General features: G+C 69.9%; 21 protein-coding genes. 10 read left to right on the forward strand and 11 right to left on the reverse strand.

Translation table 11 applies throughout. From position 1 onward, the window contains the following. Nucleotides 1-131 precede the first annotated feature (131 nt). From ACRWK7_RS15295 to ACRWK7_RS15325, 7 genes are all read right to left on the reverse strand, one after another. Entirely contained in the window at nt 132-2369 is a 2238-nt protein-coding gene (locus ACRWK7_RS15295; RefSeq protein ID WP_431857120.1) for an NADP-dependent isocitrate dehydrogenase, read from the reverse strand. A 394-nt stretch (nt 2370-2763) separates the two neighbouring features. Continuing rightward, entirely contained in the window at nt 2764-5175 is a 2412-nt protein-coding gene (gene cofH / locus ACRWK7_RS15300; RefSeq protein WP_431857121.1) for a 5-amino-6-(D-ribitylamino)uracil--L-tyrosine 4-hydroxyphenyl transferase CofH, read from the reverse strand. An 8-nt stretch (nt 5176-5183) separates the two neighbouring features. Further along, entirely contained in the window at nt 5184-5858 is a 675-nt protein-coding gene (gene cofC / locus ACRWK7_RS15305) for a 2-phospho-L-lactate guanylyltransferase (protein ID WP_431857122.1), read from the reverse strand. Further along, nucleotides 5855-6811, reverse strand: coding sequence for a 2-phospho-L-lactate transferase (gene cofD, locus ACRWK7_RS15310; RefSeq protein ID WP_431857123.1), 957 nt, complete (start codon nt 6809-6811; stop codon nt 5855-5857). Before cofD ends, cofC begins: the two co-directional genes overlap by 4 nt. Nucleotides 6812-6818: 7 nt before the next feature. Next, on the reverse strand, nt 6819-7577 hold the full coding sequence (gene cofE, locus ACRWK7_RS15315) for a coenzyme F420-0:L-glutamate ligase (protein WP_431857124.1): 759 nt from the start codon (nt 7575-7577) through the stop codon (nt 6819-6821). 13 nt (nt 7578-7590) lie between these two features. Continuing rightward, on the reverse strand, nt 7591-8343 hold the full coding sequence (npdG, locus tag ACRWK7_RS15320) for an NADPH-dependent F420 reductase (RefSeq protein WP_431857149.1): 753 nt from the start codon (nt 8341-8343) through the stop codon (nt 7591-7593). A 90-nt stretch (nt 8344-8433) separates the two neighbouring features. Beyond that, a complete protein-coding gene (locus tag ACRWK7_RS15325) occupies nt 8434-9207 on the reverse strand; it encodes a LamB/YcsF family protein (protein WP_431857125.1) in 774 nt (257 codons plus the stop codon). A gap of 165 nt (nt 9208-9372) precedes the next feature. Here ACRWK7_RS15325 and pxpB point away from each other — a divergent pair, with 165 nt between their 5' ends. From pxpB to ACRWK7_RS15340, 3 genes are read left to right on the forward strand one after another with little or no spacing between them, the layout of a single operon-like run. After that, nucleotides 9373-10107: a 5-oxoprolinase subunit PxpB gene (pxpB, locus tag ACRWK7_RS15330; RefSeq protein ID WP_431857150.1), complete on the forward strand. Its 735-nt coding sequence runs from the start codon at nt 9373-9375 to the stop codon at nt 10105-10107. After that, complete coding sequence (locus tag ACRWK7_RS15335; protein WP_431857126.1) at nt 10104-11159, forward strand: biotin-dependent carboxyltransferase family protein; 1056 nt, start codon at nt 10104-10106, stop codon at nt 11157-11159. The genes pxpB and ACRWK7_RS15335 overlap by 4 nt, the downstream gene beginning before the upstream one ends. A 32-nt stretch (nt 11160-11191) precedes the next feature. Further along, a complete protein-coding gene (locus ACRWK7_RS15340) occupies nt 11192-12001 on the forward strand; it encodes a GntR family transcriptional regulator (protein ID WP_431857127.1) in 810 nt (269 codons plus the stop codon). 153 nt (nt 12002-12154) lie between these two features. Here the strand turns inward: ACRWK7_RS15340 and ACRWK7_RS15345 are convergent, their stop codons facing one another. The 4 genes from ACRWK7_RS15345 to ACRWK7_RS15360 are packed head-to-tail and all read right to left on the reverse strand — an operon-like array spanning nt 12155 to nt 16378. Then, a complete protein-coding gene (locus tag ACRWK7_RS15345) occupies nt 12155-13108 on the reverse strand; it encodes an LLM class flavin-dependent oxidoreductase (protein WP_431857128.1) in 954 nt (317 codons plus the stop codon). Nucleotides 13109-13148: 40 nt separating this feature from the next. Then, nucleotides 13149-13916 carry a CoA-transferase subunit beta gene (locus ACRWK7_RS15350; protein ID WP_431857129.1) on the reverse strand — a complete coding sequence of 256 codons (768 nt, stop codon included), beginning with the start codon at nt 13914-13916 and terminating at the stop codon, nt 13149-13151. Then, on the reverse strand, nt 13909-14865 hold the full coding sequence (locus ACRWK7_RS15355) for a CoA transferase subunit A (protein ID WP_431857130.1): 957 nt from the start codon (nt 14863-14865) through the stop codon (nt 13909-13911). Before ACRWK7_RS15355 ends, ACRWK7_RS15350 begins: the two co-directional genes overlap by 8 nt. Nucleotides 14866-14902: 37 nt before the next feature. Then, complete coding sequence (locus tag ACRWK7_RS15360; protein ID WP_431857131.1) at nt 14903-16378, reverse strand: pyridoxal-phosphate dependent enzyme; 1476 nt, start codon at nt 16376-16378, stop codon at nt 14903-14905. Nucleotides 16379-16655: 277 nt separating this feature from the next. Here ACRWK7_RS15360 and ACRWK7_RS15365 point away from each other — a divergent pair, with 277 nt between their 5' ends. The 7 genes from ACRWK7_RS15365 (at nt 16656) to ACRWK7_RS15395 (ending at nt 24748) form a co-directional block, all read left to right on the forward strand. Beyond that, nucleotides 16656-19001 carry a xanthine dehydrogenase family protein molybdopterin-binding subunit gene (locus tag ACRWK7_RS15365; protein WP_431857132.1) on the forward strand — a complete coding sequence of 782 codons (2346 nt, stop codon included), beginning with the start codon at nt 16656-16658 and terminating at the stop codon, nt 18999-19001. Beyond that, on the forward strand, nt 18998-19813 hold the full coding sequence (locus ACRWK7_RS15370) for an FAD binding domain-containing protein (RefSeq protein WP_431857133.1): 816 nt from the start codon (nt 18998-19000) through the stop codon (nt 19811-19813). Before ACRWK7_RS15365 ends, ACRWK7_RS15370 begins: the two co-directional genes overlap by 4 nt. After that, a complete protein-coding gene (locus ACRWK7_RS15375) occupies nt 19810-20295 on the forward strand; it encodes a (2Fe-2S)-binding protein (RefSeq protein ID WP_431857134.1) in 486 nt (161 codons plus the stop codon). The genes ACRWK7_RS15370 and ACRWK7_RS15375 overlap by 4 nt, the downstream gene beginning before the upstream one ends. Nucleotides 20296-20298: 3 nt before the next feature. Beyond that, nucleotides 20299-20952, forward strand: coding sequence for an SRPBCC family protein (locus ACRWK7_RS15380; protein WP_431857135.1), 654 nt, complete (start codon nt 20299-20301; stop codon nt 20950-20952). Beyond that, nucleotides 20949-22316: an L-serine ammonia-lyase gene (locus tag ACRWK7_RS15385; RefSeq protein WP_431857136.1), complete on the forward strand. Its 1368-nt coding sequence runs from the start codon at nt 20949-20951 to the stop codon at nt 22314-22316. The genes ACRWK7_RS15380 and ACRWK7_RS15385 overlap by 4 nt, the downstream gene beginning before the upstream one ends. Before the next feature lie 27 nt (nt 22317-22343). Beyond that, nucleotides 22344-23501 (forward strand): ABC transporter substrate-binding protein, encoded by a 1158-nt coding sequence (locus ACRWK7_RS15390; protein WP_431857137.1) that lies wholly within the window; start codon nt 22344-22346, stop codon nt 23499-23501. 92 nt (nt 23502-23593) lie between these two features. Further along, complete coding sequence (locus ACRWK7_RS15395; RefSeq protein WP_431857138.1) at nt 23594-24748, forward strand: ABC transporter substrate-binding protein; 1155 nt, start codon at nt 23594-23596, stop codon at nt 24746-24748. Nucleotides 24749-24806 lie beyond the last annotated feature (58 nt).

Below are 24806 nucleotides of genomic sequence, written 5' to 3' on the forward strand. Positions count from 1 at the left end.
CGCTCCCAGCGGGAGCCTGGCAGAGATGTCCACTGCTTCGAGGGAGGATCATTTGCGCGCCAACGTCGATCATAGGAGTCCCGCCCGCGGCGTCCCTTGTTAGAGGCGCCACGGGCGGGCGGTGGCCCGGCTTACGCCCGCACGCCCGTAAGGGCGGCGTTGAAGGTGGCGCTGGGGCGCATCACCGCTTCGAGCTTTCCGGTGTCGGGCAGATAGTAGCCGCCGATGTCCGCCGGCTTGCCCTGCACCGCGTTCAGCTCCTCCAGGATTCTGGCCTCGTTCTCGGCCAGGGTCTTCGCCAGCGGCGCGAACCTGGCCGCCAGTTCGGCGTCCTCGGTCTGCGCGGCCAGCGCCTGGGCCCAGTACATGGCCAAGTAGAACTGGCTGCCGCGGTTGTCGAGCTCACCGGTCTTGGCGCGCGGCGACTTGTTGTTGTCGAGCAGCGTGCCGGTGGCGGCGTCCAGCGTCCGGGCCAGCAGCTTGGCGCGGGCGTTGTTCTCCTTGAGCCCCAGATCCTCCAGCGACACCGCCAGTGCCAGGAACTCACCCAGCGAATCCCAGCGCAGGTGGTTCTCCTCGACGAGCTGTTGCACGTGCTTCGGCGCCGAGCCGCCGGCGCCCGTCTCGTACATGCCGCCGCCATTCATCAGCGGCACGATCGACAGCATCTTGGCCGAGGTGCCCAGCTCCATGATCGGGAACAGGTCGGTCAGGTAGTCGCGCAGGATGTTGCCGGTGACCGAGATGGTATCCAGGCCGCGGATCACGCGCTCCAGCGTGTAGCGCATGGCGCGCACTTGGCTCATGATCTGGATGTCCAGGCCGGTGGTGTCGTGGTCCTTCAGGTACGCCTTGACCTTCTTGATCAGCTCGTTCTCATGCGGGCGGTACGGGTCCAGCCAGAACACCGCCGGCATGCCGGAGTTCCGGGCGCGCGTCACCGCCAGCTTGATCCAGTCGCGGATCGGCGCGTCCTTGACCTGGCACATGCGCCAGATGTCGCCCTGCTCGACGGTCTGGCTCAGCAGCACCTCGCCGGTGGCGATGTCGGTGATGTTGGCAACGCCGTCCTCGGGGATCTCGTAGGTCTTGTCGTGCGAGCCGTACTCCTCGGCCTGCTGCGCCATCAGGCCGACGTTGGGCACGGTGCCCATGGTCTTCGGGTCGAAGGCGCCGTGCCATTTGCAGAAGTTGATCATCTCCTGGTAGATGCGGGCGAAGGTCGATTCCGGCATCACCGCCTTGACGTCCTTCAGCCGGCCGTCGGCGCCCCACATCTTGCCGCCGTTGCGGATCATCGCCGGCATCGAGGCGTCGACGATCACGTCGTTGGGCGAGTGGAAGTTGGTGATGCCCTTGGCCGAGTCCACCATCGCCAGCTCGGGCCGGTTCTCGTGGCAGGCGTGCAGGTCGCGCTTGATCTCGTCCTGCTTGGACTGCGGCAGCGCGGCGATCTTGTTGTAGAGATCGACCATGCCGTTGTTGACGTTGACGCCCAGCTCTTCGAACAGCGCGCCGTGCTTGGCGAACGCGTCCTTGTAGAAGATGCGCACGCAGTGCCCGAACACGATGGGGTGCGACACCTTCATCATGGTGGCCTTGACGTGCAGCGAGAACATCACGCCGGTCTTGTAGGCGTCGTCGATCTGCGCCTCGTAGAAGGCGAGAAGCGCCTTCTTGCTCATGAACATGCTGTCGATGATTTCCTTGTCCTGCAAGGAAACCTTCTCCTTCAGCACGATGATCTTGCCGCTCTTGGTGAGCAGCTCCATCCTGACGTCGCGGGCGCGGTCCAGCGTCATCGACTTCTCACCGTGGTAGAAGTCGCCGTGGTGCATGTGCGAGACGTGGGTGCGCGACGCCTGGCTCCACTCGGCCATGCTGTGGGGGTTCTTGCGGGCGTATTCCTTGACGGCCTTCGGCGCGCGGCGGTCGGAGTTGCCCTCGCGCAGCACCGGGTTCACGGCCGAGCCCAGGCACTTGTTGTAGCGGGCGCGGATGGCCTTGTCGGCGTCGGTCTTCGGGTCCTCCGGGAAGTCGGGGACGTTGAAGCCCTTGGACTGCAGCTCCTTGATCGCGGCGATCAGCTGGGCCACCGAGGCGGAGACGTTGGGCAGCTTGATGATGTTGGCGTCCGGCTCCAGCGTCTTGCGGCCCAGCTCGGCCAGCACGTTGGGCACCGTCTGCGCGTCGCTGAGGTAGTCGGGGAATTCACCCAGGATGCGGTTGGCGACCGAGATGTCGGCTTCCGCCACGTCGATGCCGGCGGGCGCGGCAAAGGTGCGGACGATCGGCAGGAACGACGCCGTCGCCAGGCGCGGAGCCTCGTCCGTCAGCGTGTAGATGATCTTCGATGCGCCAGAAGCCATGGGTTTCCTCGTCCGGGGTTCTCAGGGTTGTAGGGCTGACTTTTTTATTTGACCGCAGCGGCCGGCGGCCACAGGAGGGTACCTGTGTTGGCGTGGCCAACAATGCGGCACGGTGTCCTAGCGGCCGCCCATACCGTGGAGCGGCGCCATTTTCAACCAATGTTATATGACATTTCCGGCGCCGCAGCGTCAAGGCGGGGTGGCCGTCCGTAGCCCGGCGATTGACTGAAGAACGGACACCCCAAAACGCCCTTCTCCCCTTGAGGGAGAAGGGTTGGGATGAGGGGTATTACCGCCCGGAGGGCGGGACAAAGACTCCTTCTGCGGCCTTCCGGCCGCTCTACCCCTCTCCCCAACCCCTCTCCCTCAAGGGGAGAGGGGCTTTCGAGCCCGGCTACTCCGCCGCTTCGGCCGCTTGGCGCGCCCGGGCCGGCGGCGGGTTCCGCGTCGGGCGCAGCGGTGCGGCGCCGTACGAGCGCGCGACCTGCCCGGCTGGCGGCTGTCCATAGGTCGTGGTGCGCTGGCGGGCCGGGCGCCCGGCGGCGCGGGCCAGCGCGTCCATCTCGGCCGGCGGCATCTCCTGCCCGTGCGCGGCGCCGGCGGCACGGGTGATGCTCTCGTCCATCAGCGTGCCGCCCAGGTCGTTGGCGCCGGCGTTCAGGCAGGCGGTCACGCCCTCCGGCCCCATCTTCACCCAGGAGGTCTGGATGTTGGGGACCCAGGGGTGCAGGGCCAGCCGGCCGACCGCGTGCATCAGCACCGCCTCCCGCCAGGTCGGCCCCTTGCGCGCGCCGCCCTTGAGGTAGATCGGCGCCTCCATGTGCACGAAGGGCAGCGGCACGAACTCGGTGAAGCCGCCGGTCTCGCGCTGCAGGTCGCGGATGCGGATCAGGTGGCGGGCCCAGTGCTCCGGCCGCTCCACGTGCCCGTACATGACGGTGGCGGTGCTGCGCAGGCCGACGCCGTGCGCGGTGCGCATCACCTCGAGCCACTGCGCGGTGTTCAGCTTGTCGGGGCAGAGCACGGCGCGCACCTCGTCGTCGAGGATCTCGGCCGCCGTGCCGGGCAGGGAGCCGAGGCCGGCGCGCTTCAGCGCCGCCAGGAACTCTTCCAGCGAGGCGCCCAGCGTCGCCGCCCCCTGCCAGACCTCCAGTGGCGAGAAGGCGTGCACGTGCATCTGCGGCACGGCACCCTTCACGGTGGCGAGGATGTCCAGGTAGGTCTGCCCGGTGTAGTCCGGGTGGATGCCGCCCTGCATGCACACCTCGGTGCCGCCGCGTTCCCACGCCTCGACGGTGCGGGCGGCGATCTCCTCGTGCGGCAGGTCGTAGGGCCGGCCGCGCAGCGCCTCCGCCGTCTTGCCCTTGGAGAAGGCGCAGAAGCGGCACTTGTAGGTGCAGATGTTGGTGTAGTTGATGTTGCGGCAGACCACGTAGCTGACCGTCTCGGCCACCACGTCGCGGCGGAGTGCATCGGCGGCGGCGGCCACCGCGGCGAACTCGCGCCCCTGGGCGGCGAACAGGCGGACAATTTCCCCCTCGGCGAGCGGCTTGCCGTCGCGTGCCTTCGTTAGAAGGGCTGACAGGCCGGTGGAGGCGAGCGCCGGGGCCGGCATCGGCGGCGGGGCAATGGTGTCCTGGCCGGGGCTCCAGGCGCCGCGCGCCAGCCCGGCGGTGTCGGCCTGGGCGCGCACCGCGCGGTGCAGCGCCGGGTCGATCCACTCCGCCATGGCGTGGACATAGCGCGGGTGCACCGGCAGGCGCGGCGCCAGCTCCCGTCCGGCGGCGCGGGTGCGGGCCTCCAGCTCGGCGAGGTGCGGCCAGGGGGCCTCGGGGTTGACGTGGTCGATGGTCACTGGCGACACGCCGCCCCAGTCGTCGATGCCCGCGTCCACCAGCGCCTCCAGGTGACCGGGGCTGAGGTTCGGAGGCGCCTGCACCGTCACCTCCGGCGGCAGGGCGAGGCGGGCGAGCGCGATGGCGCGCAGGTGCTCCTCGTGCGGGGCGTCGGGCGCTTCGGCCATGCGGGTGCCCGGCTTGGCGCGGAAGTTCTGGACGATCACCTCCTGCACATGGCCGTGCCGCTCGTGGCTGACGCGGATGGCGAGCAGGGAGTCCGTGCGCTCCTCCAGCGTCTCGCCGATGCCCATGAGGATGCCGGTGGTGAACGGCACGCGGGCGCGGCCGGCGGCCTCCAGCGTGGCGAGGCGCACCGCCGGGCGCTTGTCCGGGCAGCCATGGTGCGGGCCGCCCTTCTCGCACAGCCGCTCCGACAGCACCTCGACCATCATGCCCTGCGACACCGACACGCCGCGCAGCAGCGCAACGTCGGCGTCGTCCATCACGCCGGGGTTGGCGTGCGGCAGCAGGCCGGTCTCGTCCAGCACCAGCTTGGCCATGGCGGCGAGGTAAGCGATGGTGCTGGGATAACCCAGCCGGTCCAGTTCGGCCCGCGCCTCGTCCCAGCGCGCCTCCGGCTTGTCACCCAGGGTGAACAGCGCCTCGCGGCAGCCGGCCGCAGCGCCGGCCCGCGCGATGGCGAGCACCTCGTCGGCCGTCAGGTAGGCGTTGGCACCTGGGCGCGGCGTCTCGGCGAAGGTGCAGTAGCGGCAGGTGTCGCGGCACAGCTTGATCAGCGGGATGAACACCTTGGGCGAATAGGTCACCAGCGCCCCATGCGCCAGATCGCGGCGCGCCCGCGCGGCGGCCGTCAGGCCAGCGGTGTCCGCCGTAGTGGCGAGGTGCCGGATGGCGTCGTCATCGAGCCGGTCGCCGCGTGCGGCGGCGGCGAGGAGGTCGGTCGTCATGGTGCACCTCATGGGGCGGCGCCGACCGCGAGGCGGTCGGGGATCCGCAGGCGATGGAGAAGGCCCAGCGTGCGGGACGCCCCGCCGCGCCGCAGGTAGGCGGCGAGGTCCGCCGGGTGGTCGAGATCAAGGGCGAGGCCTGGACTGTCCACCACCGCCACGCTGCGCCCGCTGGCGCGGGCGGCCTCGGCGTGGCGCCGGCAGCTGTCCGGCCCGAACGTGAAGGGCAGGGAGGCGATGGGGCGCAGCACCATGGCGTTGGTGCCGCCGTCGGTGGAGCGCGCCAGCACCACGTCGGCACCGTCGGCCAGCACGGTGGCCTCCAGCTCCGCCGGGGTGACGCCGGGCAGGTCGGCCGGCATCATCAGCACGTGCGCCCGTGGGCAACTCGACAACAGCCAGGCACGCGCGCCTTCCAGGCTGGGATTGAGGCCGCCGGCCGGAGACTCGGGCAGGACGACGGCGCCGTACTCCGCCGCGACTTCCGCCGCGTCCGCATCGCCGGTGATCACCGCCACCGTATCGATGGCGGCGCAGCGGCGCAGCGCGTCCAGGCCATCCTCCAGCATGCTGCGCACCAGCAGGGCGCGCTCGTCCGGGCCAAGGAAGGGGCTCAGCCGGCGCTTGCCGTCGGTCAGTGCCCGCACCGGCACCAGGGCCCAGAAGGGATCACGGCCGGTCATCGCCGCAGCTCCGCCGCGAAGCCCAGCACCTCGCCGGCCAGCCGGGCGCGGTCGGTGGCGGTGCGCATCACCGTCTGCGCCACCAGGACGCGCGGCCCGTGGATGCCGGCGGCCAAGTCGCGATCGGTCTCGTCGATGACCAGACCGTCCAGCAGGTCGCCGTACTGCTCCGCCACCCAGGCGGCGGAGGGACGGATGCCCAGCTCGTCCATCATCTTGGCTGCCGGGCCCTTGATCGCCTGCCCGCCGACGATGGGCGACACCGCCACCAGCGGCACCCGCCGCTGCGCCAGCGCGTCGCGCAGGCCGGGCACGGCGAGGATCGGCGCGACGCTGACGAAGGGGTTCGACGGGCCGATCACGATGGCCGCGAGGTCCGGGTCCTCCAGCCACGCCAGCGCCCGCGGGTTCGGCCGCGCCGCCTCGATGCCCTGGAAGCGGAAGCCGCGCACCCGCGGCTCGCAACCGCGGCGGACGAAGTAGTCCTGGAAGGCCAGCGTGCCGGCGTCGCTGTCCACCAGGGTGGCGATCGCGTCGTCGCTCATCGGCATCACCTCGGCGGCGATGCCGAAGCGGTGGCACAGCTCGGCCGTCACGGCGCCGAGCGGCTCGCCGGCGCGCAGGCGGCGGGTGCGCTCGACGTGCACCGCCAGATCCTTGTCGCCCAGGCGGAACCACGCGTCGCCGCCGAGCGCCGCGGTGGCGTCCATGAAGGTCCAGCTCTCCCCTGCGCGGCCCCAGCCGGTCTCAGGGTTGACCACACCGGCCAGCGTGTACATCACCGTGTCGAGGTCCGGGCTGATCGACAGGCCGAGGTGGGAGAAGTCATCACCGGTGTTGACCAGCACGCCCAGCCCGCCGGGCGGCAGCACTGCGTACAGTCCGCAGGCCAGCTTGGCGCCGCCGACACCGCCGGACAGCGCGAGGATCTTCGAGGGCCGTCGGTCGCTCATGCCGTCCTCACCGGAAAAGGTCGTGTCGCCGGTCGCGGAGCAGCGCCGCCGCGGGCCGCTCCGGCCCGTCGATAGACAGCCCGCGCACCAGGACCGCCGGGATGCCCTCGTGCGCCTGCCCCATGACCATGGACGCGGCGGCCGCCAGCTCGTCGCCGACGGCGATCTCCGTCACCTTCAGCTCCCGCCCGAACAGGTCGGGCGCGCCGCGCCGGTCGATCAGGGAGGGCAGGCCGGCGGCGCCGATGCACACGCCGGTGACGCCGTTGCGCCAGGGCCGGCCGAAGCTGTCGTTCATCGCCACCGCCAGCGGCACCCCGAAGCGCTCCTGCAGGGCGGCGCGCAGCCGCCGGCAGGAGGCGTCGGGATCCTCGGGCAGCAGCAGGGCGGTCTCCTCGCCGTCCTCGACGTTCGACTGGTCCACCCCGGCGTTGGCCATGACGAAGCCCAGCCGATGCTCGACGACCAGCACGTGCGGCACGGCGCGGATCACCTCGCGGCTCTCCGCCAGCACCAGTTCGACCAGCCGGGCGTCCTTGCGGACGATCTCGGCCAGCTCGAACGCGCGCGGGGAGGGGGTGACCTCCGCCAGCCGCCGCAGCCGCCCCTCGGCCTTGGAAACGATCTTCTGCGCCACCACCAGCGCGTCGCCGCGCTGGGGGCGGGCGCCGTTGCGCTCCAGCGCGTCGCCCAGCAGCACGGCGAGATCGTCGCCGGGCCGCACGAGCGGCAGTCCCTCCAGGCCGATCAGGGTCACCGCGGCCATGCGCTGCTCCCCCCTAGAGCGCCGATCCGTCCGCCGTCTTGCCGACGATGCGGATGCCCGCCCCGTCGGCCTTGTAGAGGCGGTTGATGGTGATGAGCACGGAGGTCAGCGCCTCCGCCGCGGCGGAGTTGGCGAGCGGCCCGCCGTGGATGCCGCGCAGCCCCGCCGCCTCGGCCAGCCGCAGCACCACCTCGCGCGCTTCCTTGTCGTCGCCGAACACCAGCACGTCGCACTCGATGGGCGCGGAGCCCTGGAGCTTGTGGGCGGAGACGTTGTGGAAGGCGGAGGTGACGGTGACGCCCTCGCCGAAGGCCGCGCGCGCCTGCACGGCGGCGCATCCCTCAGCGGGAAGCTGCACGGTGCCGACCTTGGGCGGCACCAGCGGCACGGTGGCGTCGATGACGATCTTGCCGGCGCAGTGCGCGCGGATCTCGTCGATGACACCGGCGTGCGTGGCGTAGGGCACGGTCAGCACGACGATGTCGGCCGCCGCCGCGGCCTCGGCCTGGGAGGCTCCCTTCGCGCCGAACTCCGCGGCGGCGGCCTGGGCCTTCTCCGGGCTGCGCGAGCCGACGACGACGGGGTAGCCGGCGCGCGCCCAGCGCCCGGCCAGCCCGGAGCCGAGGGCGCCGGTGCCGCCGATGACGGCGATGGTGGGGCGGGTGGTCTCGGTCATGGTGGTCTCCTGTGGGAGAGATTTTCTCAGGCCCCTCTCCCCTTGAGGGAGAGGGGTTGGGGAGAGGGGGGCGCCGGCGAAGCCGGCCAGGAACTTTTTGTTCCGCGCTACTGCGCGTAACGACCCCTCTCCCCAAACCCCTCTCCCTCGAGGGGAGAGGGGCTTTAAAGGCGCCCCGCTCTACGCCAGCATCTCCGGAATGGTCACGAGCTGGACACCGGCGGCCAGCAGACCGTCGCGGGCGGCCTTGGCGACGGCGACCGCGGTGGGCTCGTCACCGTGCACGCACAGCGAGTCGATGCGGGTGGGCAGGCGCTTGCCGTTCCGCGAGACGATCTCCTGCTCCAGCACCATGCGCACGACGCGCTCGGCGGCGACCTGCGGGTCCTTGATGACCGAACCCTCGATCTTGCGCGAGGTCAGGTTGCCGTCGTCGTCGTACAGGCGGTCAACGAACGCCTCGCGCGCCACGCGCAGGCTCAGGCTCTCGCCGGCCTTGTCCATCTCCGACCCCGCGAGCGCCACGTAGATCAGCGACGCGTCCACCGTCTTGATGGCGCGGCCGATGGCCAGGGCGTAGTCCGGGATCTCCGCGGCCATGTTGTTGAGCGCGCCGTGCGGCTTCACATGGGTGACCTTTGTCCCGGCGTAGGCGGCGATCGCCTGCAGGGCGCCGATCTGGTAGGCGACCATCAGCTCCAGGTCGCGCGGCTTCATGTCGATGCGGCGCCGGCCGAAGCCCCAGAGGTCATTGAAACCAGGATGCGCGCCGATGCTGACGCCGTGCTCCTTGGCCTGGGTGACGAGTCGGTGCATGACGTTGGGATCGCCGGCGTGGAAACCGCAGGCGACGTTGGCTGAGCCGATGATCGGCAGCAGCGCGAGGTCGTTGCCGATGTCGTAGGCCCCGAAGCCCTCGCCCATGTCCGCGTTGAGATTGACCTTTCGCGCCATCCTACCACCCTCCCTTGCTGGTGCCGATCTGTCCCGGCCGGCCTTTCCACATCAGCGTAGTTGCTCGCCGAACTTTTATCAAGTATAGAACCATAGTACCTCCGCGCAATGCGGAAGCGATTGGAATACCGACCGTTTTCAGGACGTGGCAGGAGGGCGGGGGTGATGGAGAGATCCGGCTGGCCGAGGCTGCTGCCGCAGGGCGACGCGGCCCTCGTCGTCGAACTGGACGACCGCATCGATCGGGCGGTGAGTGAGCGCGTCACCGCGCTGGCCGACGCCATGCGCCGGGCCGCCGTTCCCGGCGTGGTGGAGCTGGTGCCGACCTTCCGCTCGCTTCTCGTCCACTACGACCCGCTGATGCTGGACTTCGCGGATATCGCCGGCCGCGCGCGGGAGCTGCTGGCCGGCATTGCGGTGGCCGAGCGGCGGTTGCGCCTCGTCCATATGCCCGCCTGCTACGATGAGGAGCTGGCGCCGGACCTCGCCGAGGTCGCGGAGCGGACCAAGCTGACGCCGGCGGAGGTGGTGGGGCTGCACGGCTCGGTCGACTACCACGTCTACATGCTGGGTTTCCTGCCGGGCTATCCGTACATGGGCGATTTGCCGGAGCCGCTGCGGCTGCCAAGGCTGACCACGCCGCGCGTGCGGGTGCCGCCGCGCTCCATCGCCATCGCCAACGCGATGACCGCCGTCTACCCGCTGGAGAGCCCCGGTGGCTGGCGGCTGATCGGCGCCGTACCGATCGACCTGTTCGACATTGGGCAGGAACCTCCGGCACTGCTCGCCCCCGGCGACCGCGTCCGCTTCGAGCGGGTGGAGCGCGCCCGCTTCGATGATCTGCGCGCCGCGTTCATGGCGGGCGCGGCCAAACTCGCGGTCGAGGAGGTGGCGGCATGAGCGCGGCGCTGGTCATCGTGCAGCCGGGGCTGCACACCACGGTGCAGGACGGCGGGCGCATCGGCGCCCAGGCGTACGGCGTGCCGGTGTCCGGAGCGCTCGACCCGGACCAGCTCCGCCTCGCCAACGCGCTGGTCGGGAACGCGGCCGGGGAGGCGGCGCTGGAGATCCTGCACGTCGGCCCGGTTCTGGAGGTCGCCGCGCCGAGCGTGCGCGTGGCGCTGGCCGCCTTCGATGGCGCTCTGGCGCTGGAGACCGGCGACGGCCGCACGGTGCCGGCGTGGCGCAGCCTCACCCTCAAGGAGGGGGACCGGCTGCGCGTGGTGGCGCCGCGGCACGCCGCCTGCGCCTATCTGGCGGTGGAGGGCGGCTTCGATCTGTCTCCGGTGCTCGGCAGCCGCTCCACCTACACCCGCGGCGGCTTCGGCGGCTTCCGGGGGCGGGCGCTGGCGACCGGCGACCGGCTGCCGCTGCGCCGCGAGCGTGCGTCGGAGCGTGACGATCTCCGCCTGCCCGATCCGCCGGTGCCGGGCGGCGGCCCGTTGCGCGTCGTGCTCGGGCCGCAGGACGACCGCTTCACGCCGGAGGCAATCGCCACGTTCTTCGAGTCCGACTACACGGTCGGGCCGGCGGCCGACCGCATGGGCGTGCGGTTCGATGGGCCGGCGCTGGCGCACCGGAGTGGGCACGACATCGTGTCGGACGGCACGGCCTGGGGGGCGATCCAGGTGCCGGGCGACGGCCGGCCGGTGCTGCTGCTGGCCGACCGCCAGACCACCGGCGGCTACCCCAAGATCGGCGCGGTGTGCGCGGTCGACCTGCCACGCGCCGGCCGGCTACGGCCCGGCGACCGGGTGCGCTTCGCGGCGGTCGACGTGGAGGAGGCGCAGACACTGCGCCGTGCGCACGAGGCGGCGCTGAAGCGGCTCGTGGCCGGGATGGTGCCGGCAGACGAGCGGGTGGTCGACCTGGAGGCGCTCTACTCGACCAATCTGGTGAGCGGCGCCATCAGCGGGTTCGAATGGGATGACGCGGATGCCGCGGTGGGGTAGGAGAGGGCGCCGGTTGTGAAGGAAGAATGGTTATGACGGCGAAGACGCGTACCGCCAGCCGCGCCTCGGCGCGCCCGGCCCCGAACCTGGCCCGCACGTTCAAGCGCAGCCGGGTGCCGCTGTACATCCAGGTGGCGACGCTGCTGCGCCGACGCATCGAGGATGGCCAGTTCGCCGCCGGCCAGAAGATGCCGACGCTGGACGAGCTGGAACGCGAATTCCAGGTCGCGCGGGTGACCGTGCGGCAGGCCATCGACCTGCTGCAGAAGGAGGGACTGGTCTGGCGCCAGCAGGGCAAGGGCACCTTCGTCAGCCAGGACATGCGCGAGAAGCGCTGGCTGCGCCTCGCCATCGACATGGACTCGCTGGCTCAGACCATCGACGGCAACGTACCGAAGTTCGTCTCCGTCAAGGATCCGCCGCCGTTGCCGCGCCTGCTGCCGGAGGACGGCAAGGCGGCCGACGACTACCACTACCTGCGCAGCATCCAGTACCGCGGCGGCGAGCCCTTCGCCATCGCCAGCGTGCACGTGGCGCAGGCGATCTACGACCGCTTCCCCGAGGAGTTCGAGACTCACACCACCCTGCCGGTGCTGGTGCGCCACCAGCGCGACGACATCGGCCGGGCGCAGACCACGGTGGTGATCGGCAGCGCCGATCCGGAGACCGCGGAACTGCTGCGCATCCCGCTGAACGCCCCGATCGCCGAGGCGCGCTTCATCATCGAGAACCGCGAGGGCGTGGTGATCTACGTGGCCGAACTGGTCTACCGCGGCGACTGCGTGCGGTTCGACATCGACCTGCTGAAGGACGGCGGCGGCGCGGGGATGACGCTGGGGTAAAAGAAGCCCTCCCCCAGCCTCGCTGGGGGAGGGGTCGGGTTGGGGGCATCGGCGTGCGTGGTCGGCGTTGATTCTCGGGCACGCCGTTGCCCCCACCTTCCCGCTTTGCGGGCCCACCTCCCCCGCATGGAGCGGGGGAGGTGGTGACTACAATCACCCCTGCAGCTTCGGCAGGATCTCGCGGGCGATGATCTCGATCTGCTCGCGCTCGTAGCGGTAGGGGACCAGCACGATGCGCTGGATGCCGACGTCCACGTGCCGGCGCAGCTGCTCGACGCACTCCTCGGGCGTGCCCATGATGGCGCTGTCGGTGGTCGATTCGCTCCAGGAGGCGAAGTCCCACTCGGTGTGCAGCCACTCCATCATCTTCGGCTTCACCTCCTCGCGGCTCTTGCCGATCATGATGGGCAGCTGGTTGCCGTTCTGCAGGGTCGCCGGGTCCTTGCCGGCCTCCTTGGCGAAGTCGACGATCTTCTCCCAGGAACGGGTGAAGCCCTCCGGCGTGTAGAAGTAGGTCAGCCAGCCGTCGCCCGCGACCGCGGCGCGCTTCAGCACCGCATCGACGTAGCCGCCGATCAGGATGGTCGGCCGCGGCTTGCTGCCGGGCTTGGGGTACATGACCGCTTCGCGCATGTTGTAGGGCGGCAGGTCGGCGGTGACCGACGGCTCGCTCCACAGGCGGGTCATGATCTCCAGGTTCTTGTCCATGATCTTGCCGCGCTCGTTGAACGGCACGCCCATGGCGTCGAACTCGCGCTTGTACCAGCCGGACGCCATGGCCAGCACCAGCCGCCCGTCCGACAGCAGGTCGAGGGTCGACAGCTGCTTGGCCAGCAGCAGCGGGTTGCGCAGCGGCAGCACCAGCACGCCGGTGCCCAGCTTGATCTTCTTGGTCCGCGCCGCCACCGCGGTGAGCATGGTGAGCGATTCGGCGATGGGGAAGTTCGGTTCGGTGCCCAGCAGGATGTGGTCCCACACCCAAAGCGATTCGAATCCCAGCTCCTCCACCCAGATGCCGTAGTCCAGGAGCGCCTTCGGGTCCGGCATCTCGGGATACCGGGTGAAGTTGCGCATCGCGATGCCGATCTTCACGGTCTTCGATGACATGGGGGCGTTTCCTCGGGTTTGTCGTTGCCGGCGGACGCGGTCAGCCGATGTAGAGGCGGTCGGGGTCGAGGTTTCGGAGCACCGCCAGCTCCTTGTCGGTCGGCACCTCGGTGGTACGGGCGCCGTCCCACACCTCCAGCTCGAAGCCGGTGTTCGCCTGCACCTGCTCGACGCTCACGCCGGGGTGCAGCGCCTCGATGCGCATGCGCTTGGTCTCCGGGTGGAAGCCCATGATCGCCAGGTCGGTGATGATCCGGTACGGGCCGCCCGCCAGCAGGCCGGATTGCCGCCGGCTGTCGCCGCCCTCCAGGTAGCCGGGGCTGGTGATGTACTCGACCCGCTCCACGAAGCGGCGCTTCTCGTGCTTCATGGCGACGATCACCCGCGACAGGCTGGCGATGTCGTTGCCGCCGCCGGTGCCGGGCAGGCGGCAGCTCGGGTGGTCGGGGTCGCCGATGAACGAGCTGTTGATGTTGCCGAAGCGGTCGATCTGCGCGCCGCCCAGGAAGCCGACATCAACGTAGCCGCGTTGCAGCAGCAGCAGCACGTCGGTGATCGGGCAGAGCATGTTGGCCTGCCGGGTGCAGCGCTGCTCGTTGGTGGAGGGCGGCAGCTCGCCCGGCACGATGAACGGGCCGATGACGCCGCCCTCGAACAGGATGGTCAGCCCCGGCGCGTGCAAGCGCTGCGCCAGGGTGGCCGCCAGCAGCGGCGTGCCGACGCCGGCGAACACCGTCAGACCGTCGTCCAGCGAGCGGCTGGCCATCACCGCCAGCAGTTCGGCCGCCGTGTAGGTGCGCTCAGACATTGTGGATGCTCCTGCCGCCGCGGGTGGCCGTCAGAAGGTCGCCCATGCCCATCCGGGACAGGGTTTCCGTCCAGCTCTGGGGTTCGTGGTAGAAGCGCTCCAGGTACTCCCGGGCACCCTGCTCGGGGTCCTTCTTGGTCATCTCCGCGAACTGGTCCATGTGCTTGAAGAACGGTTCGTAATGGCCGTAGCACTCGTGCGGAGCGCTGCCGTAGGGCACCTCGACCACTGCCTCCACCGTGAAGAACGGGAACTTGGTCTGGTCGGGTGCGCGGCGGATCTGGTCGTTGGAGACGATGCGCTCGGTGGTGACGATCACCTTCTTCGCCGCCATCGGCAGGTCGACATCCATGAACTGAAGCCCGTCGAGCTGCGCGTTGCCGTACGGGTCGCAGCGCTGGACGTGGATGATCGCCACGTCGGGGTTGAGCGCCGGGAGCAGCAGCAGCTTCTCGCCGGTAAACGGGCAATCCATCTCCTTGAGCTGGCCGTCGACCCGGCGCCGCACGTCGGAGCCCATCATCGAGCGCGACGGCATGAACGGCACCCCCATGGCCCCGGCGCGGTAGCGCAGGCCCATGGACATGTGGCTCCACTCCTCGAATTCGGCGCGACCCGACTCGACCCAGTGGCGCATCACCTTGGAGATGCCCCAGACGATGCCCTGGCTGAACCAGGACGTGATCATCTTCTTGCCGATGCCCGAGGCGAAGATGATGTCGCCGTCCGACGAGACGATGGAGCGGGAGAAGGTCAGGTCCCGCCGCCCGGCGCGCACCAGCGCCCAGATCATCGCCATGGGCGTGCGCGACATCATGCAACCGCCGATGGCGACGTGGTCGCCGTCGCGGATCAGCGCCGCCGCCTCCTCCAGCGTCATCACCTTCTCGCGCAGGCTGCGGTCGCGCGCGGCGGTCTCGGCTCGCAACTGGTCGTAGGATATCACCACGGATGTGTCCTCCCCATTTCCCGTCGATGCCCGGCCGTCAGGCGGTGCCGGCGTCGCGGTTGACGCTCTCGATCAGCTCGTCCCACACCGGGACCAGCGCGCACAAATCGTCCCAGAAGCGCTGGTCGAGTCGGCGGTCGAAGTCGGCCAGCGCGATGCCCTGCTGCTCCACCCAGGTGAAGTAGCCGAGGTTGAAGATCCGCCGCCGGTCGTGGTGGCCGAGTTCCAGCACATGGTCCTCGCCGACGCCGGCCAGCGCGCGGCCGAACACCTCCGCCGCCGAGACCTGATCGAACCGGTTGCCGAAGTCGCGCTCCAGCGCCTTGTCGCGCTCGCTGCCGTACATGGCCGCACCGTCGGTGGCGACGGTGACGATCACGTCCTCCTCGGTCAGGTCCAGGCGCTTGGCGGTCTTGATCGCCGCCAGGATGTTGCAGATGCCGGAGATGCCGATGGAGCCCAGCGCGCGGATCTCCTCGTCGGACAGCCCCTTGCGCTCGGCCAGGAAGGCACGCCCCTCGGCCGTGTTGAACAGCACGTTGAGCGTGTCGGTCGAGGCGTCGGAGACGCCGACGACGAGGTCGCTGTTCATCACGTTCTGGATCAGCGGGATGTGCTTGTCGCCGATGCCCTGGATGTTGTGGACGCCGTAGCCGTTGTAGAGCATGGTCGGGCACTCGGTCGGCTCGACCGCGACGATCTTGGTGCCGTAGGTCGCCTTCAGGTGGTCGCCCGCCGCCAGCGTGCCGGCGGAGCCGGTGCTGCTGACGAACGCCGCCAGCCGCCCGCGGCCGCCGGAGGCGTGCTCGAACACCTTGGCCAGCGCCCGCCCGGTGCAGACCCGGTGCACGACGTAGTTCGGGAATTCCGAGAACTGGTTGAGGATGTCGTTGTCCGGGTGGCGGGCCAGCTCGGCGCAGGTGTCGTAGATCTCCTTGACGTTGCTCTCCGAGCCCGGCGTGCGGACGACGTCCGACGGGTCGGCGACCCAGCGCGACAGCCACTCGAACCGCTCGGCGCTCATGCCCTCGGGCAGCACGGCGATGCCGCGGCAGCCGAGGATGCGCGAGATGGCGACGCCGCCGCGGCAGTAGTTGCCGGTGGACGGCCACACCGCCTTGTGCCGGGTGGGGTCGAACAGGCCGGTGACCAGCCGCACGGCGAGGCACGCGTAGGCCGGCAGCACCTTGTGCGCGCCGATCATCGGGAACCGCTCGCCCAGCACCACCACGATCCGCGCCGGCACGCCGGTCAGCGCGCGCGGCAGCTCGATATAGCCGGGCACCTCGGCCAGATGGCGGCGGTCGGCGGCGTTGAACCAGTGAACGCGGTGCAGGTTCGCGGCGTTCGGACTATCCGGATCCACCGTTGGTCCTACACCGGTAGAGGCAGCGACGGGGTCGCTTATCTCCTCGAAGGTTGGCAGACGCACCCCCGTTTCGCGCAGGCGCGCCACGGCGCGGTCGCGGACGGTGCGGTCCATAACGGAGGCGGGGAGCTCGAAAGGGGTCACGGTCGCTCTCCTCGGGTCGGTGCCGGTGCCCGCGCCGTTGCGCGAAGCCCCTGCCGCAGCACGGCCAATGTGTGCATAAGGTACTATCTTTAGAACCATATGCACCTTAATATCAGCTGGCAAGAAAAATGTGTCCACGGAAAGGCTTGATTTCCGCATTCGGTTGAGTTGATAGTACGTGGCAATGAAGGTTCGTGAGCGAACAGACGCCTTCGCGCCCCGGGCGATCACATCCCCGGGTATGCATAAGCAAGAACGGCATCAGGGAGGATCGGGGATGGCGCACGCCACCGGTGTCGGTGCCAGGGTCCGGAGAAAAGAGGACGAGCGGCTGCTGCGCGGCCGCGGCCGGTTCGTCGGCGACATCGCGCTCGTCGGCATGAAGGAGCTGGCGTTCGTGCGCAGCCCCGTGGCCCACGCCCGCATCCGCGGGTTCGACATTCCAGAGGAGCACCGCGGCGCGGTCTTCACCTGGGAGGACATGCAGGCGGCCGGGATCAAGGCGATTCGCGCCGTGTCCGGGCTGCCGGGGTTCAAGGTGTCCGAGCAGCCGGCGCTGGCCGACGGCAAGGTGCGCTTCGTCGGCGAACCGGTGGCGGTCTGCATCGCCGCCACCCGTGCCGAGGCGGAAGACATCGCCGCGCAGGTCTTCGTGGATTTCGAGGAGCTGCCGGTCAACACCGACATGCTGGAGGCGGTGAAGCCGGGCGCCCCGCTGGTGCACGAGCACTGGGCCGACAACGTGTTCCTGGAGACCAACGTCGGCGGCAACATCCGCGAGGTCGCCGCCACCGCGCCGGTCAAGGTGTCGCGCACCATCCGCACGGCGCGCCAGTGCATGGTGCCGCTGGAGGGCAAGGGCGTCGTCGCCCACTGGGAGCGGCAGGCCGAACAGCTGGTCCTCACCACCGCCACGCAGATGCCGCACATCGTGCGCGCCGGCCTGTCGGAGTGTCTGGGAATCGACCAGGGCGCCATCCGCGTGATCGCGCCGGACGTCGGCGGCGGCTTCGGCTGGAAGGGCCTGTTGCAGCCGGAGGAGGTGGTGGCCGGCTGGCTCGCCATGAAACTCGACCACCCGGTGCGCTGGACCGAGGACCGCCGCGAGCATCTGGTGGCCGCTGCCAATTGCCGCGAGCACCATTACGAGATCACCGCCTACGCCGACGAGCGCGGCAAGCTCCTGGGCATCGAGGCGGATGCCTGGGTCGATGCCGGCGCCTACTCGGTCTACCCATTCTCGGCATGCCTGGAGGCGGCGCAGGTCGGCAGCATCCTGCCCGGTCCGTACGACTTCCAGCACTACCGCTGCCGCACCTTCTCGGTGTGCACCAACAAGCCGCCGATCGTGCCCTTCCGCGGCGTCGCGCGCACCGGCGTCTGCTTCGCCATGGAGCAGATGATCGACGCGGTCGCCGAGGCGGTTGGGCGCGAACCGTGGGAGGTGCGCGTCGAGAACCTCGTCCCGCCGGAGAAGATGCCCTTTGACAACGTGACGAAGAAGCACTTCGACAGCGGCGACTATCCCGAATCGGTGCGCCGCGCCGTCGCCGCCCTGGAGCTGGAGGGCTGGCGCGCCCGGCAGACGCGCGGCGAGCCGGACGGCCGGCTGGTCGGCGTGGGCGTCGCCACCTACTGCGAGCAGTCGGCGCACGGCACCGCGGTCTACCACGGCTGGGGCATTCCCATGGTGCCCGGCCACGAGCAGGCCCAGGCCCGCATCACGCCGGACGGCGGGCTGGAGCTGCGCGTCGGCGTGCAGTCGCACGGCCAGAGCATGGAGACCACCTTCGCCCAGGTCGCCAACGAGGTGCTGGGCATCGAGCTGGGCAAGATCAAGCTGGTGCACGGCGACACCGGGCTGACGCCCTATTCGACGGGCACCTGGGGCTCGCGCAGCATGGTGATGGCCGGCGGCGCCGTATCCACGGCGTGCAAGACGCTGGCGGAGCGCGTGCTGAAGATCGGCGCGCACCTCCTGCAGGCCCGGCCAGAGGACGCGCGGCTGGAGGAGGGCTGCGTGCGGGTCGGGCAGGCCAGCATCCCGATCAAGGACATCGCGCACACCTGGTACCGGGCGCCGCAGCTGCTGCCGCTCGACGTGGACCGGGGCGGGCTGGAGGCCACCAGCGGCTACAAGCCGAAGAGCGACCACGGCACCTTCTCCTACGCCACGCACGCGGTGGCGGTGGCCGTCGATCCGGAGCTGGGAACCGTGCAGATCCTCGACTACGTCGTGGTGGAGGACGCCGGCACCATGGTCAACCCGATGGTGGTGGACGGGCAGATCTACGGCGGCGTGGCGCAGGGCATCGGCACCGCGCTGTACGAGCAGATGCCCTACGACGCGGAAGGGCAGCCGCTCGCCTCCACCTTCATGGACTACCTGATCCCCGGCTTCACCGAGGTGCCGCACGTGCGCATCCTGCACATGCTGACGCCGTCGCCCTACACCGAGTTCGGCGTCAAGGGCATCGGCGAGGGCGGTGCCATCGCGCCTCCGGCGGCGCTGTGCAACGCGATCAACGACGCGCTGCGCCCGCTGAAGGCGGTCGTCACCGACAGCCCGATGACGCCGGAGCGCATCGTCGCGGCCATCCACGCGGCGGAGGCCTCGCGATGAAAGCCATCGACTTCGACTACGCGCGCCCCGCGACGGTGGAGGAGGCGCTGGACCTCCTGGACCGCGACGACATCGGCGCGAGGCCGGTGGCCGGGGCGCAGTCGCTGGGCCCCATGCTCAACCTGCGCCTCGCCCAGCCCGACCTGCTGGTGGACATCACCGGCATCGCCGAGTTGTGCGCCATCCGCGTCGACCGCGACGCCGTCGCCATCGGCGCCTGCGTCACCCACGCGACGCTGGAGGACGGCCGCTACGACGACGCCACGCGCGGCGTGCTGCCCAAGGTGGCGGGCGGCATCGCCTACCGCGCGGTGCGCAACCGTGGCACCATCGGCGGCAGCCTGGCGCACGCCGACCCGGCGGCCGACTGGGTCGCCACGCTGACCGCGCTGGGGGCCGAGGTGGTGGTGGCCGGCCGCGGCGGGCGGCGCACGGTGCCGGTGACCGACTTCGTGCTCGGCGTCTTCGAGACCGACCTGCAGCCCGGCGAGATCGTCGTCGAGATCCGCGTGCCGGCGCTGTCGGAGCGGGCGCGCTGGGGCTACTACAAATTCTGCCGCAAGGCCGGCGAGTTCTCGCACGCCACCGGCGCCGTGCTGGTCGATCCGGCGCGCGGCGTGCGGCGCGCCGTCATCGCCGCCGCGTCCGGCCGGCCCATCGTGATCGAGGACCCGGAGCTGATCCAGGGCGGCGGCTGCCGGCCCGAGCGCGTCGCCGAGATCCTCGCCGACACGCCGCTGGCCGGCAACGCCTTCGAAATCAACACCCACACGGTCGCGCTCAAGCGCGCCATCGCGCAGGTGACGGGATGACACACGCCAGGACCATCACGCTGACCGTCAACGGGAAGAGTGTCACCGCGACGGTCGAACCGCGCACGCACCTCGCCGACTTCCTGCGCGAGCAGCAGTTGCTGACGGCCACGCACTTGGGGTGCGAGCAGGGGGTGTGCGGCGCCTGCACCATCCTCATCGACGGCGAGCCGGCGCGCTCCTGCATCACCTTCGCGGTGGCCTGCGAAGGGCGCTCCGTGACCACGGTGGAGGGGCTGGACGAGGATCCCGTCGCGGCGCAGCTGCGCGACGCCTTCATGGAGGAGCACGGCTTGCAGTGCGGCTTCTGCACGCCGGGCATGCTGGTGTCGGCCCGCGACGTGGTGCTGCGCCGGCCCAACGCCGACGAGGAGCGCATCCGCCTCGAAATGAGCGGCAACCTGTGCCGCTGCACCGGCTACGTCGGCATCGTCAACGCGATCCGCCGCGTGCTCGACGCGCGCAAGACGGCGGCGGAGTAACCCATGCCTCAGATCTCGCAGAGCTTCACCGTCCACTTCCCCCGCGCGCAGGTCTGGCGCGCGCTGGGCGACGTCGAGCGGGTCATCGGCTGCATGCCCGGCGCCGGGCTGACCAAGCCGCCCGAGGACGGCAAGGTGTTCGGCCAGATGAAGGTCAAACTCGGCCCGATCACCGCCGCTTTCGCGGGGGAGGGCGAGCTGTCCATGGACGACGCCACCCACACCGGCACCATCCACGGCGAGGGCCGCGACCAGAAGAACAACTCCCGCACCAAGGCCGACGTGACCTTTGCCGCGGTGGAGGAGGGCGCCTCGACCCGCGTCGACCTGACCGTAGACTTCACGCTGACCGGCACGCTGGCGCAGTTCAGCCGTGGCGCCATCGTGCAGGAGATCGCCAACCGCCTGACCGCGGAGTTCGCCCGCAACCTGGAAGCCCAGCTTGCCGCCGAGGCGCCGCCCCCGGCCGCGGAAGCGGCATCGGCGGAGTCCCGGCCGGCCACGCCCCCGCAACCGGCCGCGACCGCGTCTCCTCCCGGGCCGCCGCCCGGGCCGGCCAGGGAGCTGAACGCCGGCACGCTGCTGTGGGCGGTGCTGCGGGACTGGGTGAAGGGGCTGCTGTCCAGCCTGTTCGGACGCAAGGGCTCGCAGACATGATCAGCGTCCTCGACCTCTTCAAGATCGGCATCGGTCCCTCCAGCTCGCATACGGTTGGCCCCATGAAGGCCGCCCTGCGCTTCACGGAGGATCTGACCGCGGCGGGGAGGCTCGGGGAGGTGCGGCGCGTGGTGGTGGGGCTGTACGGCTCGCTGGCGCTGACCGGCAAGGGGCACGGCTCGGACACCGCGGTGTTGCTGGGACTGTCCGGCGAGCGGCCGGAGACGGTGGACCCGGATGCGGTGGCGCCTCTGCTGGCGCGCATCCGTACCACCGGCCGGTTGGCGCTCGGCGGCCAGCGGGAAGTGGCGTTCGACGAGGCGCGCGACCTGCTCTTCCACATGGGCGAGTCGCTGCCGTTCCATCCCAACGGGCTGCGCTTCCAGGCCCTCGACGCCGAGGGGCGGGAGCTCGCGGCGCGCGATTACTACTCGGTGGGCGGCGGCTTCATCGTCACCGCCGACGAGGCCGGGCGGGAGGTGCCGTCGCCGCCGACCCCCCATCCCTTCGCCAGCGCCGCCGACCTCGTCGGCATAGCCCAGGCGACCGGCCGCAGCATCGCCGACGTGGTGCGTGCCAACGAGGAGGCCATGCACGGCCGCGCCGCTCTCGACGAGCATCTCCGCCGTGTGGTCGCCACCATGCGCGCCTGCATTGCCCGCGGTTGCCGGACGGAGGGCGAGTTGCCCGGCCAGTTCCGGGTGCGGCGCCGGGCACCCTCGCTTCTGCGCCAGCTGGAGGGCGCGCACGGCCGCAACAGCGTGGCGCCGCACGAGGCCTTCGACTGGGTCAGCCTGTTCGCCATCGCGGTGAACGAGGAGAACGCGGCCGGCGGCACGGTGGTCACCGCGCCGACCAACGGCGCTGCCGGGATCATCCCGGCGGTCATGGAATACCACCGCCACTTCTACGGTGAGGACGGGGAGGAGCCGGCCTTCACCTTCCTGCTGACCGCCGCGGCGGTGGGCATCCTCGCCAAGATGAACGCGTCCATCTCCGGCGCCGAGGTCGGCTGCCAGGGCGAGGTCGGCGTGGCGGCGTCGATGGCGGCGGCAGGCCTCGCGGCGGTGCTCGGCGGCACACCGGCGCAGGTGGAGAACGCCGCGGAGATCGCGCTGGAGCACCACCTGGGCATGACCTGCGACCCCATCGGCGGGCTGGTGCAGATCCCCTGCATCGAGCGCAACGCCATGGGCGCGGTGAAGGCGATCAGCGCCGCATCGCTCGCGCTGAAGGGTGACGGCAAGCATTACGTGTCGCTGGATTGCGCCATCCGCACCATGCGGGAGACCGGCCGCGACATGCAGTCGAAGTACAAGGAGACGAGCCTTGGCGGGCTCGCCGTCAACGCGGTCGAGTGCTGAACCAACGTCTGCCGGAAGGGGGAGGACATGGTGTTGAAGACTGCGAGCCGCACGCTCGGGGTTGCTCTCGTCGCTCTCGGGGCCGGAACGGCCTTCGCGCAGGACACGATCAAGATCGGCGTCAACGAGCCGTTGACCGGTGCCGTTGCCGCGAACGGCAACTACGTCGCCAATGGCGCGCGCGTCGCCGAGGAGTTGATCAACGCCCAAGGCGGCGTGCTCGGCAAGAAGATCGAGCTGATCATCGAGGACAACAAGAGCAACCCCAAGGAAGCCGTCTCGGCCGCGGAGAAGCTGATCGTCCGCGATAAGGTCCCTGTGATGATGGGTGCCTGGAGCTCGACCTTCACGCTGTCCGTCATGCCCAAGCTGGTGGAATACGGCGTGCCGATGGTGGTGGAGACGTCGTCCTCGACCAAGATCACCACGTCGGGAAATCCGTGGGTCTTCCGCATCGCACCGACCTCCGCCATGGAGGCGAAGTCCTTCTCCGAGAAGCTCGGTCAATTCGATCCGCCGATCAAGAAGGCGGATTTCCTGGCGGTGAACAACGACTTCGGCCGCGGCTCCGCTGATGAATTCCGCAAGATGCTGGAATCGAAGGGCGTCAAGACCGGCGTCACCGAGTACATGGCGCCGGAGGCGACCGATCTGTCGGCGCAGCTCGCCAAGATCAAGCAGTCGGGCGGCGACGCCCTGTTCGTCACCACCGGCGTCGAGCAGATCACCCTGATCCTCAAGCAGGCCGCCGAACTGCGGCTGGCGCATCGGATCATCACCAACGGCGGTTCGTCCTCGCCGGACCAGTTGATCGCTCAGGCTGGGGAGGCTGCGAACAACAACTATTTCACCCTGTTCTTCGCCCCCTGGTTCCCGGAGAAGGCGACCAACCCGGACGTGGCCAAGACGTTCGTCGATGCCTGGAACAAGAAGGGATACGAGTTCGCCGGCCTGACCGAAGGGTACCGCGGCTACGACGGCATCCGGACGATCGTCGAGGCCATCCGCATCGCCGGCAAGGCCGAGCCGCAGGCGATCCGCGACGCGCTCTGGAAGACGACGCTCAAGGGCGTCAACGGCGACATCGCCTTCGTCAAGCAGGGGCCGGCCGGCAAGGAAAGCGGCCAGAACGAAGCCAACGTTTACGTCGTGCAAGTCAAGAACGGCAAGGTGACCATGCCGTAACCGAGCACGCCCCATCTCCGGAAGGAGAAAGGAGCGGCCACACGTCCTCCAGCATGAAATCAATCCGATTGTTCAGGGAGAAGGAGGGAGGGATGGTTAAGTCTATGAAAGTGGCGCCGGTCGTGGCGGTGGCGCTGCTGGGTTCCGGCGCCGCCATGGCACAGGACAGCATCAAGATCGGCGTCAACGAACCGTTGACCGGCGCGGTCGCGGCGAGCGGCAACTACGTCACCAACGGCGCGCGCATCGCCGAGGAGGTGCTGAACGCCAAGGGCGGCGTGCTCGGCAAGAAGATCGAGCTGGTCATCGAGGACAACAAGAGCAATCCCAAGGAAGCCGTCTCGGCTGCGGAGAAGCTCATCGTCCGCGACAAGGTGCCGGTGATGATGGGCGCTTGGAGTTCGACCCTCACCCTGGCGGTGATGCCGAAACTGCAGGAATACAGCGTCCCGATGGTGGTCGAGACCTCGTCGTCCGGCAAGATCACCGCGTCCGGCAATCCGTGGGTGTTCCGCATCGCGCCGACCTCCGCCATGGAGGCGAAGGCGTTCGGCGAGAAGCTCGGCCAGTTCAATCCGCCGATCAAGAAGGCCGACTTCCTGGCGGTGAACAACGACTTCGGCCGCGGCGCCTCGGACGAGTTCGGCAAGATGCTGACTGGCAAGGGCATCAAGGTCGGCGTCGTCGAGACCATGGCGCCGGACGCGACCGACCTCTCCGCCCAGCTCGCCAGCATCAAGCAGTCGGGCGGCGACACGCTGTTCGTCACCACCGGCGTCGAGCAGATCACGCTGATCCTCAAGCAGGCGGCCGAGCAGCGCCTGCCGCACCGGATCATCACCACCGGCGGCTCGTCCTCGCCGGACCAGCTGATCGCCCAAGCCGGCGGTGCGGCCGAGAACAGCTACCACATCCTGTTCTTCGCCCCCTGGTTCCCGGAGAAGGCGACCAACCCCGACGTCGCCAAGGCGTTCGTCGAGGCCTGGAACAAGAAGGGCTACGAGTTCGCCGGCCTGACCGAGGGCTTCCGCGGCTACGACGGCATCCTCACCATCGCCGAGGCCATCAAGGGCGCCGGCAAGGCGGAGCCGAAGGCGATCCGCGACGCGCTGTGGACCACCAAGGTCAGCGGCGTAAACGGCAACATCGCCTTCAGCAAGGAAGGCCCGGCCGGCAAGGAAAGCGGCCAGAACCAGCCGAACATCTACATCGTCCAGGTCAAGGGCGGAAAGGTGACGCTGCCGTAAGGCCCATTTCTGCCCAGGCCCTCCCCCGCCCTCGGCGGGGGAGGGATCAACGGAGGCG

The organism is Azospirillum sp., from assembly GCF_050789165.1.